Here is a 15,006-nt window from a genome sequence, read left to right as displayed (position 1 = left end):
GGCACTACTCTGCTTCTTTCGCGATCGCGGCGAATTGCTTCATCACCTGAGCCGCAACTGCCAGCCGCTTGTCCGGGGTCGGAAGGTCGCGGGTCAGGAAGACACTCTGGTCCGGCCGGATCTTCGCCATCGTCCCCTGCTTGGCGATGTACTGCACAAGGCCGGCAGGGTTCGGAAACTGCTTGTCGCGGAAGGTGACGACGAGGCCTTTCGGTCCAGCATCGAGCTTCTCGACATTGGCGGTACGGCAGAGCGATTTCACGTAAACGACCTTGAGCAGGTTCTGCACCTCGGACGGCAGCGGGCCGAAGCGGTCGATCATCTCTGCGCCGAAGCCGTCGATCTCCTTGAGGTCGGTGAGTTCGCCAAGGCGGCGGTAGAGGCTCATGCGCAGATGCAGGTCCGGAACGTAGTCCTCCGGGATCATCACGGTAACCCCGACCGATATCTGCGGCGACCAGCCCGTGTCGACGATCTCGTCATCGCCTCGGACCTCGGCCACGGCCTCCTCGAGCATCTGCTGGTAGAGCTCGAACCCGACCTCCTTGATGTGACCGGACTGTTCTTCTCCGAGCAGGTTTCCGGCCCCGCGGATATCGAGATCGTGGCTGGCAAGCTGGAAGCCTGCACCCAGCGTGTCGAGCGACTGGAGCACCTTCAGGCGTCGCTCCGCCGTCGCAGTCAGCTGCTTGTTGACCGGCAGTGTGAACAGCGCGAACGCACGTACCTTCGAGCGCCCGACACGGCCGCGCAACTGATAGAGCTGGGCTAGCCCGAACATGTCGGCGCGGTGGACGATCAGGGTATTGGCGGTCGGTACGTCGAGCCCCGACTCCACGATCGTCGTTGACAGAAGGACGTCGTACTTTCCGTCGTAGAAGGCATTCATGATGTCTTCCAGTTCACCGGACGCCATTTGTCCGTGCGCGACCGCCACCTTCAACTCCGGCACATCCGATTGCAGGAAGGCCTGGATGTCGGGCAGGTCGGCGAGACGCGGACAGACATAGAAGCTCTGGCCGCCCCGGTAGTGCTCGCGCATCAGAGTCTCGCGGATCACCAGCGGATCGAAGGGCGAGATGAAGGTGCGCACCGCCATGCGGTCCACAGGCGGCGTCGTGATGAGTGAGAGTTCCCGCACACCCGTCATCGCCAGTTGTAACGTTCTGGGGATCGGGGTGGCCGAAAGCGTCAGCACATGCACGTCACTCTTCAGCTCCTTCAGCCTCTCCTTGTGCTTGACGCCGAAATGCTGCTCCTCGTCGATGATCAGGAGGGCGAGGTTGGAGAAGCTGATGCCGCTACCCAGAAGCGCGTGGGTGCCGACCACTATGTCGACCTTCCCCTCGGCCAGATCCTTCTTGACCTGGTTGAGTTCCTTGGTGGGGACCAGACGGGAGGCTTGCGCGACCTTGATGGGGAGGCCGCGGAAGCGCTCCCGAAATGTCTTGTAGTGTTGCCGCGCCAGAAGTGTGGTTGGTACGACGACGGCCACCTGCCCCCCGTTCATTGCAGCAAGAAAGGCCGCGCGAAGGGCGACCTCGGTCTTGCCGAACCCGACATCGCCGCACACAAGCCGGTCCATCGGCTTGCCGGCCGACAGGTCGTCCCGGACGGCCTCGATGGCGCTGTCCTGATCCTCCGTTTCGTCATAGGGAAAACGGGCCGCAAACTCGTCGTAGAGGCCGTCAGGGGCCGCTAGAACAGGCGCGCGACGCGTGATCCGGCTGGCTGCGACCCGGATCAGGCCTTCGGCCATGTCCAGCAGGCGCTTCTTGAGCTTCGCCTTGCGGGCCTGCCAGGCTCCACCGCCGAGCTTGTCCAGCGCCGCTTCGGCGGCATCCGATCCGTAGCGGGACAGGAGGTCGATGTTCTCGACCGGCAGGAAGAGCTTGGCCTGATCGGCATAGTGAAGTTCAAGGCAGGCGCGGGGTGCGCCAGCCGCCTCGATCGTCACGAGCCCGACGAAGCGCCCGATCCCGTGTTCCGCATGAACCACGAGCGAGCCCTCGTCGAGACCGGAGACTTCCGAGATGAAGTCGCTGCCGCGCTTTCGTCTCCTGCCGCGGCGGACCATCCTGTCGCCGAGGATGTCCTGTTCGCCGATGACGGCGAAGCTGTCGGTTTCGAAGCCGGCTTCCAGATTGAGAACAGCCGATGCGGCTTCACCCTTTTCGAGCTTCTCCAGATCAGCGAACGCTTCGATCGGCTTGACGCGCTGGAGCCCGTGTTCTTCGAGGACCTGCAACAACCGGTCGAGAGATCCCGCCGACCACCCCGTGATTAGCACCTTACGGCCGGCAGATCGCCTTTCTGAAATATGTTTGACCGCCAGGTCGAAGACGTTGACGCGCTCGTCTCGATCATCCTTTTCGGCCTGGGACTTGGCCCAGCGCGGACCGACACGTGCGTCAAGCTCGATGACGCGGCGGCCTTGCGTGTCGTGTTCGTTGAAGGGTGTCAGGCGAACTGAATTCGCCTCATCCAGTGCGGTGGAGAACGCCTTGGTATCCAGATAGAGTTGCCCCGGTGGTACCGGCTTGTAGGGCGCTGCCTGAGCCGCAGCGCCCTTGCCTTGCGTGCCACTGTCGCGGCGGGCCTCATAGTAGTCGATGATCAGCTTGGAGCGCTCGTTGGCAGCCTCGCGGGCTGTATGATCCGTGACGAGACGGAAGTCCTTGAGGTAGTCGAACGCGGTATCGAGATGCTCGTAGAAGAGCGGCAGCCAATGCTCCATCCCTGCATAGCGTCGTCCTTCCGACACTGCCTGGTAGAGAGCATCATCCCGTGTGGCGGCGCCGAAGAGCGCCAGGTAGTTGGTCCGGAACCGACTGATCGTATCAGGTGTCAGCGACACCTCGCTCATCGGGTTGAGGTCGAGTGAGCGCGCCTGCCCCGTCGTGCGCTGGCTCGCGGGGTCGAATGTCCGGATAGTCTCTAGCGTGTCGCCGAAGAAATCGAGGCGGACGGGCTCGTCATTCCCGGGTACGAAGACGTCGAGAATGCCGCCGCGTACGGCGAACTCGCCCACCTCACGCACCGTCGGGACGCGATCGAAACCGTTGCGCTCCAGCCGCGCGGCGATATCGTCCATGCGGACGATGTTCCCCGGCCGTGCCGAGAATGCCAGGCTTTCGATCACCTCCGCCGGAGCAATCTTCTGCAGCATGGCGTTGACGGTAACGAGGACGATTGCCGGATGCGGCTTGCGCGCATGGGCGATAAGCCCGGAGAGTGCCGCCAACCGACGGGCAGAGACATCTGCGCCGGGCGAGACTCGGTCATAGGGAAGACAGTCCCAGGCCGGCAGTGTCAGGACGGGGATTTCAGGCGCGATGAAGCCGAGCATCTGCTCGATATCCGCCATCCGCTGGCCGTCAGACATGATGAAGGCTACCGGCTGACCTGCCCTGGCCATCTCCGCCAGAAGCAGCGCCTCCATACCGGGCGGAACGTTGCCGATAGTCAGCGAGCTGCCGGCCGCGGCAATCTTCTTGGCATCGAAACCTGGGATCATTTTCTATCGCTCTGACTTCGCCTGCAGGCTCGCCGTCGTCACCGGATCGAAGTCTGGCCTGTAAGAAGCAACTCGGGCGAAAAGCGGCGTCTGCAAATGCTCGGGCAGCGGCTTTGCGCCAGTGATCCAGGCATGCAGATCGTGATCGTCCTCGCCCATGATTGCTTCGAACTCATCGAGCTCAGCGTCGGAAAGCGCCGAGATCTCCTCTTCGGCGAACTGGCCGAAGACGAGGTCCATTTCGCGAATGCCGCGGTGCCAGCAGCGGTAGAGGATGCGGCGACGGCGGGGGCTGAGGTCCGCGCTGCTGCGTGTCAGTCCTGTCATGGAAAAGTCCTTGTGTAGCCCGGACCATATAGGTCGGAATTTCCGCTTCGTCACCTTGCAAAGCGGTCGAAATCCATCGCATTTTGCCGCCCATGCGCCCCGCCATCCTCGATCCGCTGTTTTCGCCCGTTGCATCCCTGTCGGGCGTCGGTCCCAAGCTCGCGGAACTGATCGCGCGCGTGACGGGACGCGAGGACGCGGAGGATTGCCGCGTCGTCGATCTTCTTTTCCATGCGCCCGTTTCAATCATCGACCGCCGCAACAGGCCGGGCATAGCGCTGGCTCCGCAGGGCGCCATCGTCACCATCCAGGGGCGGGTCGACCGCCACCAGCCGCCGCCTCCGGGAAAAGCGAACCTGCCCTACCGTGTCTTCCTTCACGACGAGACGGGCGAACTTGCCCTGACCTTCTTCCGCGTCAAGGGCAACTGGTTGGAGAAAGCGCTGCCGCTCGACGAAGAGGTCATGGTGAGCGGCAAGGTCGACTGGTTCAACGGGCGCCCGTCGATGGTCCATCCGGACTTCATGGTGAAGATGTCGGAAGCCGACAACCTGCCGCTGGTGGAGCCGGTCTATCCCCTCACCGCCGGCCTTTCACCGAAAGTCCTGAGGAGAGCGCTGGATGCCGCCCTGGCCCGCATGCCCGAACTCCCGGACTGGCTCGATGCCACCCTGGCGGAGCGCCAGGGGTTTCCCTCCCTTTCCGAGAGCTTTCGCCGGCTGCACGATCCGCGTGACGAAACCGACGTCGACCCGCGGTCCGCTGCCCGACGGCGTCTCGCCTATGATGAGTTCCTGGCCGGACAGATGTCTCTGGCGCTGGTGCGCCAGCGCCTGCGCCGGGTGCCTGGCCGACCTGTGCGTTCGACAGGTCAGTTGGCGAACCGGATACGCTCCACCCTCCCCTTCGCCCTCACCGGCAGCCAGGAACGTGCCGTCGCCGATATCTTGGATGATATGGCGGGCGAAGATCGCATGCTGCGCCTGCTGCAGGGCGATGTCGGGGCGGGAAAGACGCTCGTCGCCTTGATGGCGATGGCTGCCGCGGTCGAGGCCGGAAGTCAGGCGGTGCTGATGGCGCCGACCGAAATCCTCGCCCGACAGCATTATGCGACCATATCGAAGCTGGCGGCGGCCGTCGGCCTTTCGGTGGACGTCCTGACAGGACGGACGAAAGGTCGCGAGAGAGACGCGATCGTCGAGAGGATTGCGTCGGGCGAGGCGCAGATCATCATCGGCACCCACGCTCTCTTCCAGGATGCGGTCAACTATCACGATCTGGTTCTGGCCGTGGTGGACGAGCAGCATCGCTTTGGCGTCCACCAGCGGCTTCGGCTGACGGCGAAGGGCGTCACGCCGCATATGCTGGTGATGACGGCGACACCCATACCGCGCACGCTTGTGCTGGCCGCCTTCGGTGACATGGACGTCTCCAAGCTCACCGAGAAGCCGGCGGGGCGCAAGCCCATCCAGACGGTGACGATCCCGACGGAACGCACAGGTGAGATTGTCGCTCGGTTGAGGACCGCCCTGTCAGAGGGCAAGAAGGCCTATTGGATCTGCCCGCTGGTGGAGGAGTCGGAGGCTTCGGACCTGATGTCGGCAGAAGAGCGGTTCGCCGTGCTGGCCAAGGAGTTTGGCCGCGACGTCGGCCTGGTCCACGGCCGCATGCCTGGCGCGGACAAGGATGCCGTGATGGCCGCCTTTAAGGCCGGTACAGTGCGATTGCTCGTTGCAACGACGGTGGTTGAAGTCGGCGTCGATGTGCCGGATGCGACAATCATGGTCATCGAGCATGCTGAACGATTTGGCCTCGCCCAGCTACACCAGTTGCGGGGTCGCGTCGGCCGCGGAGCGGACGCCTCCACCTGCATCCTTCTCTACAAGGGACCGCTGAGCGAGACGGGACATGCTCGCCTGTCGATCCTGCGCGACAGCGAAGACGGTTTCCTGATCGCGGAAGAGGACCTGAAGCTGCGTGGTGAAGGCGAACTCCTAGGCACGCGTCAATCCGGGACGCCCGGCTTCCGTATCGCGAGCCTTGAGGCCCATGCGGACCTGCTGGAGACCGCCCGCAAGGATGCCGGCTATCTCATCGAGAAGGATCCGGACCTGACCAGCGAACGCGGGAAGAACGTCCGCACCCTGCTCTATCTGTTCCGCCGCGATGAAGCAGTCAGGTTCCTTGGAGCGGGCTGACATTCGACGAGATCACCGACGGGCCGGCTTTCGGCCGGTAGTCTGGCGCAAGCAGCCCTCCCGAGATGAGGAGCTTGGCCCCCTCCTCCGGTGTCATGTCCAGCATGACAATCTTGCTGCGCGGCACGAACATGAGGAAGCCTGCAGTCGGTACCGGCGTCGGCGCTAGGAAGACGCAGACCATCTCTTCACCATGCTCGTTCAGACGGGCCGCAATCTCGCCTTGGGCATCGCCGGAAATGAACACGAGTGCCCAACTGCCGGGGCTTGGAAACTCGATCAGCCCGCACTTCTTGAAGGAAGTGGACTGCTCCTTGAGCACCGTCTCAAAGATCTGTTTCAGGCTCTTGTAGATCGTCCGGACGAGGGGCATACGGTGCAGCACCGACTCGCCGAAGCTGACGATCGAGCGGCCGATCAGGTTCTTTCCCAGGAAACCGATCAGGGTGATCAGCGTGATCGCGATCACCATGCCCAGCCCGGGCATGGCGACGTCCAGATAGTTCTCCGGGTTGTAGCGGGCGGGGATATACGGCTTCACCCAGCTGTCCGCCCAGCGAATGAAGCTGAAGGTCAGCCATATGGTGATGGCCAGCGGCGCACAGATGATCAATCCGGTCAGGAAGTTGTTGCGGATGCGCGTCGCCAGCGAAATGCGCTCTGGGCTATCGTTCATCGTCTCGCCGTCATGCTGCATCGCATAAAAGTGGTCAGGTCGAAGCGACCATGCCCGAGGGACCCCCGCCATGCAAGGGCGGGATATCCAGATTTCGATACCCCGCTGCGCGGACGGGGGGAGCCCCGAAGGGATGGTCTCAACCCGCCTAGCGGGTGGCTCACTCCACGGTCACGGACTTCGCAAGGTTGCGCGGTTGATCCACATCCGTGCCCATGAAGACGGCGGTGTGGTAGGCCAGAAGCTGAATTGGCAGAGAGTAGATCATCGGCGAAACGATCTCAGCCACGTTCGGGAGCGTAATTGTCGCCATGGTCGGCAACTTCGAGGCAGCGGCGCCTTTTTCGTCCGTGACGAAGATGATCTTGCCGCCGCGCGCCGCGACCTCCTGCATGTTCGAAACGGTCTTCTCGAAGAACCGGTCGTGGGGAGCGATCACGATTACCGGCATGTTCTCGTCGATCAGCGCGATGGGGCCGTGCTTCAGTTCTCCGGCCGCATATCCCTCCGCGTGGATGTAGGAGATTTCCTTGAGCTTCAGCGCGCCTTCCATTGCAAGCGGATAGCTGGTGCCGCGACCGAGGTACAGCACGTCCTTGTAGCGCGAGAGTTCGCGCGCCAACGCTTCGATCTGGGGTTCGATGGTGTTGAGAACGGCGTTCATGAGCCGCGGCATCTCCGCCAGGCTCTTGATCAGTTGCTTTTCCTCGGCCTCCGAGATCGTCCCGCGGGCCCTTCCGGCAGCGATCGCGAGAGATGCCAGGACGGTAAGCTGGCAGGTGAACGCCTTCGTCGAAGCAACGCCGATCTCCGGGCCCGCGAGGATCGGGAAGATGGCATCCGATTCCCGTGCGATGGTCGATTCCTTGACATTGACGACCGCGCCGATCTTCAGCCCGGCCTCGTGGCAGTAGCGAAGCGATGCAAGTGTGTCGGCGGTCTCGCCGGACTGGGAAATGAAGAGAGCCGCCTGGTCAGCGGAAAGCGGAATTTCGCGATAACGGAATTCCGAGGCGACATCGATCTCGACCGGCAGACGCGCATAGCGCTCGAACCAGTACTTGCCGATCAGGCCGGAAAGATAAGCCGTGCCGCAGGCAGAGATCGCAAGGCCACGCAGGGAGGAAAAATCGATGAGCCCGGTGGCGGCCGGATCAACCGTATGCTTGCCGAGGTCAACGTAGTGGGCAAGTGCATGGGAGACGACTTCCGGCTGCTCATGGATCTCCTTCTCCATGAAGTGCCGGTGGTTGCCCTTGTCGACAAAATAGGCGGCGGCCTGCGTGATCTGGCGCGGTCGATCGATCTGGTTGCCCTCATGGTCGAAGATGAAGGCCCCTTCACGACCAATAACGGCCCAATCGCCATCCACGAGGTAGGTGATCTCGTTCGTGAGCGGTGCGAGCGCAATGGCATCCGAACCGAGGTAGGTCTCGCCGTCACCGAACCCGATTGCCAGCGGCGGGCCGGAGCGCGCTGCCATGATGGTCGACGGATCATCCGCAAAGATCACGGCCAGGGCATAGGCCCCGGTGATTTCCTGGAGCATGGCCTGCATTGCCTGTCGCCGGCCCATACCGTTGCGCAGGTTGCGGGCGATCAGTTGGCCGACGACTTCGGTATCCGTCTGCGTCTCGAAGGTGACGCCCTCCGCCAGCAGCCCTTCCTTCAACTCGGAGAAGTTCTCGATGATGCCATTGTGAACGACTGCGACGCCGTCCACGATATGCGGATGGGCATTGGTCTCGTTGGGAGCGCCATGGGTGGCCCAGCGGGTATGGGCGATGCCGATATTCCCGGCCAGCGGTTCGGCCGCGAGCTTCTTCTCGAGGTTCACCAGCTTGCCCTCCGCCCGTCGGCGGGCCAGGTGTCCCTCGTGGATCGTCGCGACACCGGCCGAGTCGTAGCCTCGATATTCGAGCCGCTTCAGCGCATCCACCAATCGATCCGCCACTGGCTCCTTACCGACAATGCCAACGATCCCGCACATTCAAAACCTCATTGTTCCCGTAATGTCGCGGGAGTTCTAATCGATAAACCGACTGCTGCAATTCCCTTGCCGGTCACTTTGCGTGTCGGAAGGTTACCTTAGAGCGCTTCACTTGTTCGCCTTGGCGGCGGCCTTGAGTGCAAGTGCGCGCTCGCGGATCGCCTTTGCTCGGTCAGGCTTTATTTCCTGGCGCGCGCGCGCAAGCGCAAGGGCATTCGCCGGCACGTCCTCGGTCACGACGCTTCCGGAGCCTACATAGGCGCCCTCCCCGATCGCGACCGGTGCGACCAGCGCCGAGTTCGAGCCGATGAAGGCGCCGGCGCCGATCTGGGTAAGGTGCTTGTTGACGCCGTCATAGTTGCAGGTAATCGTGCCTGCCCCGATGTTCGCATGCGCGCCTACGACAGCGTCGCCGATATAGGTCAGGTGGTTGACCTTCGCCCCTTCGCCGATCTCGGCCTTCTTGACCTCGCAGAAGTTCCCGACCTTCGCCTTGGCCGCGAGGTTCGCGCCCGGACGCAGCCGCGCGAACGGACCGACCGTTGCGCCAGCACTGACATGTGCTCCCTCGAGGTGGGAGAAGGCGTGAATGACGGCGCCGGCCTCCACCGTGACGCCGGGTCCGAAAACGACGTTCGGCTCGATCACCGCGTCCTGGCCAATGGTCGTGTCATGTGCAAGGAAAACTGTTTCGGGCGCGATCATGGTAACACCCGCAAGCATGATCTCATGCCGGCGCCGCTCCTGCCAAAGCCGCTCCAGCACCGCAAGTTCGGCGCGATTGTTGCAGCCGGCCATTTCGGCTTCCGGCGCATCGACCGCCACGGCCCTGCCGCCCGATGCCCGAACGATCTCGACAAGATCGGTCAGGTAGTATTCGCCCTTTACGTTGTCGTTGCCGATACGATCTAGAAGCTCAAGCGCCTTGTGACCATTGATCGCCATAATGCCGCTGTTGCACCAGGTGACCTGTCGCTCTTCCTCGGTCGCGTCCTTCTCCTCGCGGATGGCGACGAGCTCGCCGTTTTTGACGAGCAGCCGCCCGTAGCCGGTGGGGCGCTCCGTGTGAAATCCGATGACGGCAACATCTGCCCCCTTGGCGATTTCCGCCCGCGCTGCTGCCAGCGGCTCCGCGGTGACAAGCGGCGCATCTCCATAGGTGACCAGAACATCATCGAAGCCTGCAGAGAGCGCGTCACGCGCAGTCAGGACCGCATGGCCCGTTCCAAGCCGTTCCGTCTGCAGGAAGGTACGGACTGCCACCCCATCTATCTCAGCCGCCTGGGCCACCGCATCTGCATCGCGTCCGAGCACCAGGGCAACGTCCGAGATCCCGGCCGAGGCGACAGCTCGCATCACGTGCCCGATCATCGGCAGTCCAGCCACGGGGTGAAGGACCTTCGACATTGACGACTTCATGCGGGTGCTGTCGCCAGCGGCAAGAATGACGGCCAGGCAGGTGCGGGTCATGATGGATTTCCTCGATTCAGTCGAGCGGCACTTAGCAGCAACTCGATTGACAGGCGATAAACGGCTTGTTTCTCGCTGCAACAAAAAGGGCGCCCTTGAAGGCGCCCTTCCTGCATGATGCCATTGCCTTACTGCGGCAGCTTGTCGTCCACGCCGGCAACGTAGAAATTCATGCCGAGGAGAGCGCCGTCTTCGGCCTTCTCGCCTTCCGCGAGCCAGTCAGAACCGTCCTGCTTCTTGACCGGTCCGGTGAACGGATGCAGCTCGCCCGACTTGATCTTCGCCTCGGTTTCTTCGGCCATCGCCTTCACGTCGTCCGGCATGTTCGTATAGGGCGCCATGGTCAGGATGCCGTCCTTCAGGCCGTCCCAGATCTGCTCGGACTTCCAGTTGCCGTCCAGCAGCGCCTGGGTGCGCTTGATGTAATAGGCGCCCCAGGTATCGACGATCGCGGTCAGCTGGGTCTCCGGTCCGGCCTTGATCATGTCGGATGCCTGGCCGAACGCCTTGATGCCGCGCTCTGCCGCAACCTGCATGGGCGCGGTAGTATCGGTATGCTGCGTCAGCACGTCGACGCCCTGGTCGATCAACGCCTTGGCCGCATCGGCTTCCTTGCCCGGATCGAACCAGGTATTGGCCCAGACGACCTTGAGCTTGAAGTCGGGGTTGACCGACTGCGCACCGAGAATGAAGGCATTGATGCCCATCACCACTTCGGGAATCGGGAACGAGGCGATGTAACCGGCCACGCCCTTGTCCGAAATCTTCGCGGCGATCTGGCCTTGAATGTAGCGGCCTTCATAGAAGCGCGAATTGTAGGTGGCGACATTTTCAGCGGCCTTGAAGCCGGTAGCGTGCTCGAACTTCACGTCCGGGAACTTCTCGGCCACCTTGATGGTCGCGTCCATGAAGCCGAACGAGGTCGTGAAGACCATCGCGCAGCCGGAGCGGGCCATGCGCTCGATGGCGCGCTCGGCATCCGGACCTTCCGGAACGTTTTCGAGGAACGGTGTCTCGATCTTGTCGCCGAAGTGCGCTTGCAGCTCCTGGCGGCCGATGTCGTGCGCCTGCGTCCAGCCGCCATCCGTCTTGGAGCCCACATAGATGAAGCAGACTTTCGTCTTGTCCTGGGCTTGGGCGCCGCTGACGAAGCCGCCGAGAAGGGCGGCCGAGGCGGCAAGTGCAATGATCAGTTTCTTCATTTTTCGACCTCTGTTGGCTTGAAGACTTGGATGCGGGACAGGCCTCAACGTTCGGGAACGAAAGGTTTTCCGAGCGAGGCGGGAGTATTGATCAGCGTCGTGCGCCGATTATGCGAGATGATGATCAGGACGACAATAGTCGCGACATAGGGCATGGCGGACAGAAGCTGGGAGGGTATACCGATCCCCAGCGCCTGCGCATGCAATTGGCCGATGGTGACCGCCCCGAACAGATATCCGCCGGCAAGCACACGAAGCGGCCTCCAGGACGCGAAGACGACGAGTGCCAGCGCGATCCAGCCGCGTCCGGCCGTCATGTTCTCCACCCATTGAGGGGTGTAGACGAGGGACAGGTGAGCGCCGGCGAGCCCCGCGCAGGCGCCACCGAACATGACGGCGAGATATCGGGTCCGGATCACGTTGATCCCCAGCGCGTGGGCGGAGCCATGATTGTCGCCGATCGCCCGCAACTTCAGGCCCGTGCGGCTCCTGAACAGGAACCAGTGGATGCCGCCCACGAGCAGGACAGACAGATAGAAGATGATATCCTGCCGGAACAGCAATGGCCCGAGAAGAGGAATTTCGGAAAGCAGTGGGATGGCGATTGGCTGCAGCTTGATCCCTGGCTGCCCGACGAAGCTCTCCCCGATCTGCCCGGAAAGCCCCAGTCCCAAGATCGTCAACGCAAGCCCCGTCGCAACCTGATTGGCGACCAGCGTGAGGGTCAGGACACCGAACAGGAGCGAGAATAACCCGCCTGCGATGATGCCCGCAGCGACGCCAATATAGGGGGAGCCGGTCGCCTGTGTCACGGCGAAGGCGGCGACCGCCCCCATGATCATCATGCCTTCGACGCCGAGATTGAGCACGCCTGCCCGCTCCGTCACCAGTTCGCCGAGCGACGCGATGACAAGTGGCGTCGCAGCGGTGATTACCGTCAAGAGGATCGCCTCAAGCATGGGCGGCTCCTGTCGCCTGACGCCAGACGAGGCGGATGCGGTAGTGGATCAGGGTATCGCAGGACAGCACGAAGAACAGCAGAAGCCCCTGGAAGACGCGGCTCACCTTGTCGGAAATGCCGATCGAGAGCTGGGCCGCCTCTCCTCCGAGAAAGGTAAGGGCGAGAACAAATCCGGAAGCGATGATGCCGAGGGGGTTCAGCCTGCCAAGGAAGGCAACGATGATGGCCGTGAAGCCGTAGCCCGGAGATATTGCCGGCTGCACGTGCCCGATGGAGCCCGAGACCTCGGAAATACCGGCAAGACCCGCCAGCGCTCCGGAGAGCAAGAACGCAAACCAGACCATCCGCCGGGATGAGAAGCCGGCAAAACGGCCCGCACGTTCCGATTGCCCGATCACGGAGACCTGAAAACCCTTCAGCATGAACCGCATCATGAACCAGATGGCGACGGCGGCGACGAGCGCAAAGACGATGGCGAGATGGGCGCGCCCGGAATCCAGGATCTCCGGCAGCACAGCTTCGGGCACGAAGGCCTTAGTCTGCGGGAAGTTGTAGCCCTGCGGATCGCGCCAAGGACCCCTTACCAGCCAGTCGAGGAACAGTTGGGCGATATAGACGAGCATCAGGCTCGTCAGGATCTCATTCGTGTTGAAGCGTGTCTTCAGGAGCGCCGGAATGCCGGCATAGATTGCTCCACCGATCGCGCCCATGACGAGCATCAGCGGCAGGATCGCTGGCGAGTGCCAATCCGGATAGAGGACCGGGAGGATAGCACCTGTTATCGCGCCGATGGTGAACTGTCCCTCCGCGCCGATATTCCAGTTGTTGGAGCGGTAACAGACCGCAAGACCGACCGCGATAAGAATTAACGGCGCAGCCTTGATGGCCAGTTCATGCAGGGACCAAACCTCCAGCAACGGCTCCACGAAGAAGCTGTAGAGCGCATCGACTGGGTCCTTGCCGAGGAACCAGAACATCAGGCCGCCGAAGAACAGCGTCAGCGCCAGCGCAAGGAGAGGCGATATGAAGGAGAACAGGCGCCCTCCCCGGTCCCGTTTCTGCAGTTCAATGCGCATGGGACGCCTCCGCATGCGTCGAATCATGGACACCGCCCATCAGCAGGCCGATCCTTTCACGACTTAGTTCGCGCGCGGGGTATGATGGCGAAAGCCTCCCCTCGGAAATCACCGCGATGCTGGTGGCCACCTCGAATATCTCGTCCAGGTCCTGACTGATGACGATGACCGCAGAACCTGCGTTGGCAAGGTCGACGAGTGCCTGACGGATGCGGCTCGACGCGCCTGCGTCGACGCCCCATGTCGGCTGGTTGACGACCAGGACTGCCGGCTGACGATCAAGTTCGCGTCCGACGATGAACTTCTGAAGATTGCCGCCGGAAAGTGAGCCAGCGCGCGGATCCTCTCCACTCTTGCGGACATCCATCTCTTCACAGATCCGCTGGGTTGCCCGCTGAATCGCGCCGTGCCGGATGACGTTCATGACCCCGCCGCCGAGGAACGCCCGGCGGTCGGACCGGCTCCGTGCAAGGAGGAGATTGTCGGAAAGGCTCATCTCCGACACTGCTGCATGTCCATGGCGCTCCTCCGGTACAAAGCCGGCCCCCAACAGGCGCCGGTCATTGATCCCGAGGCGGCCGACCAGCTTCCCGCACAAGCGGATCGTCTCGTTGTCCGACACAGGGTATTCACCTGAAAGCGCGTCGAACAACTCGCCCTGTCCGTTCCCGGCAACGCCGGCTACGGCCAGCACCTCGCCCGCGCGCACCGTCAGGTTGATGTCCTTCAGGGCGACCGCGAACGGAGTACGGGCCGCAACAGAAAGGTCTTTGACCTCGACCCGGACATCGCCTGGGACCTTACGATCCTCCCGCTGAACTCCGGCAACGTCGGAGCCGACCATCATTCGCGCCAAGGAGGCTGCCGTCTCCTGCTTCGGATCGCAGTCGCCCGTTACCTTTCCATGGCGCAGGACGGTGGCGCGATCGCATATGCGCTGCACCTCTTCCAGCCGATGGCTGATATAAAGCACCGACCGCCCCTCTGCCCTCAGCTTGAACAGCGTCTCGAACAGGCGATCCGCCTCCTGGGGCGTGAGAACCGAGGTCGGTTCGTCGAGGATAATCAGTTTCGGGTTCTGCAGGAGCGCGCGGACGATCTCGATGCGCTGACGTTCGCCGACCGAGAGATCCGCGACATGGGCCTTGGGATCGAGCGGCAATCCGTAGGCCTTGGACAGGCTCGCAGCCTCGTCGGAAATCCTTGCAAGCGAAATCTTGGGATCGAGAGAGAGGGCAATATTCTCGGCTACTGTCAGGGCCTCGAACAGCGAAAAGTGCTGGAAGACCATTCCGATTCCGACTGAGCGGGCCTCCCCAGGCGAGCGTATGCTGACAGGCTGCCCCTCCCAGCGAATCTCACCTTCTGTCGGATCGAGAATGCCGAAGAGCATCTTGACGAAGGTCGATTTTCCGGCGCCGTTCTCTCCCAGTAGCGCATGGATCTCGCCGGCGCCGATATCGAGGTCAATTCCGGAGCAGGCGGGGAAGCTGCCGAAATACTTGGTAAGCTTGCGGACCGACAATAGCGGATTGACGGCCGATCCCTCCATCACAGTCACTGCACCCCCTTGTTCACGCGGCTTCACC

General features: G+C 62.6%; 10 protein-coding genes. 1 reads left to right on the top strand and 9 read right to left on the bottom strand.

Annotation, left to right across the window (positions count from 1 at the left end):
• Nucleotides 1–4: 4 nt before the first annotated feature.
• Together mfd and ACEPP2_RS06710 are read right to left on the bottom strand one after the other, a co-directional pair.
• Nucleotides 5–3,517: a transcription-repair coupling factor gene (mfd, locus tag ACEPP2_RS06715; protein ID WP_395516142.1), complete on the bottom strand. Its 3,513-nt coding sequence runs from the start codon at nucleotides 3,515–3,517 to the stop codon at nucleotides 5–7.
• A gap of 3 nt (nucleotides 3,518–3,520) precedes the next feature.
• Nucleotides 3,521–3,844 (bottom strand): FAD assembly factor SdhE, encoded by a 324-nt coding sequence (locus ACEPP2_RS06710; protein WP_395516141.1) that lies wholly within the window; start codon nucleotides 3,842–3,844, stop codon nucleotides 3,521–3,523.
• Nucleotides 3,845–3,936: 92 nt separating this feature from the next.
• Here ACEPP2_RS06710 and recG point away from each other — a divergent pair, with 92 nt between their 5' ends.
• Complete coding sequence (recG, locus tag ACEPP2_RS06705; RefSeq protein ID WP_395516140.1) at nucleotides 3,937–6,042, top strand: ATP-dependent DNA helicase RecG; 2,106 nt, start codon at nucleotides 3,937–3,939, stop codon at nucleotides 6,040–6,042.
• Here the strand turns inward: recG and ACEPP2_RS06700 are convergent.
• The 7 genes from ACEPP2_RS06700 to ACEPP2_RS06670 form a co-directional block, all read right to left on the bottom strand.
• On the bottom strand, nucleotides 6,020–6,718 hold the full coding sequence (locus ACEPP2_RS06700) for a DUF502 domain-containing protein (RefSeq protein ID WP_395516139.1): 699 nt from the start codon (nucleotides 6,716–6,718) through the stop codon (nucleotides 6,020–6,022). The two genes, recG and ACEPP2_RS06700, sit on opposite strands and share 23 nt — an antisense overlap.
• 160 nt (nucleotides 6,719–6,878) lie before the next feature.
• Nucleotides 6,879–8,708 carry a glutamine--fructose-6-phosphate transaminase (isomerizing) gene (gene glmS / locus ACEPP2_RS06695; protein WP_281977450.1) on the bottom strand — a complete coding sequence of 610 codons (1,830 nt, stop codon included), beginning with the start codon at nucleotides 8,706–8,708 and terminating at the stop codon, nucleotides 6,879–6,881.
• Nucleotides 8,709–8,816: 108 nt separating this feature from the next.
• Nucleotides 8,817–10,178: a bifunctional UDP-N-acetylglucosamine diphosphorylase/glucosamine-1-phosphate N-acetyltransferase GlmU gene (gene glmU, locus ACEPP2_RS06690; protein WP_395516138.1), complete on the bottom strand. Its 1,362-nt coding sequence runs from the start codon at nucleotides 10,176–10,178 to the stop codon at nucleotides 8,817–8,819.
• A gap of 128 nt (nucleotides 10,179–10,306) precedes the next feature.
• Nucleotides 10,307–11,380 carry a BMP family ABC transporter substrate-binding protein gene (locus tag ACEPP2_RS06685; RefSeq protein ID WP_395516137.1) on the bottom strand — a complete coding sequence of 358 codons (1,074 nt, stop codon included), beginning with the start codon at nucleotides 11,378–11,380 and terminating at the stop codon, nucleotides 10,307–10,309.
• 44 nt (nucleotides 11,381–11,424) lie between these two features.
• Nucleotides 11,425–12,339: an ABC transporter permease gene (locus ACEPP2_RS06680; protein WP_142587632.1), complete on the bottom strand. Its 915-nt coding sequence runs from the start codon at nucleotides 12,337–12,339 to the stop codon at nucleotides 11,425–11,427.
• Nucleotides 12,332–13,417 (bottom strand): ABC transporter permease, encoded by a 1,086-nt coding sequence (locus ACEPP2_RS06675; RefSeq protein WP_395516136.1) that lies wholly within the window; start codon nucleotides 13,415–13,417, stop codon nucleotides 12,332–12,334. The genes ACEPP2_RS06680 and ACEPP2_RS06675 overlap by 8 nt, the downstream gene beginning before the upstream one ends.
• Nucleotides 13,407–14,969, bottom strand: a complete 1,563-nt coding sequence (locus ACEPP2_RS06670; RefSeq protein WP_142588442.1) for an ABC transporter ATP-binding protein — start codon at nucleotides 14,967–14,969, stop codon at nucleotides 13,407–13,409. Before ACEPP2_RS06670 ends, ACEPP2_RS06675 begins: the two co-directional genes overlap by 11 nt.
• Nucleotides 14,970–15,006 lie beyond the last annotated feature (37 nt).

Source organism: Pseudorhizobium flavum, assembly GCF_044142885.1.
Classification (GTDB): domain Bacteria; phylum Pseudomonadota; class Alphaproteobacteria; order Rhizobiales; family Rhizobiaceae; genus Neorhizobium; species Neorhizobium flavum.
Note: the sequence above shows the minus strand (reverse complement) of the source record. Positions and strands in the feature narration are given on the sequence as shown.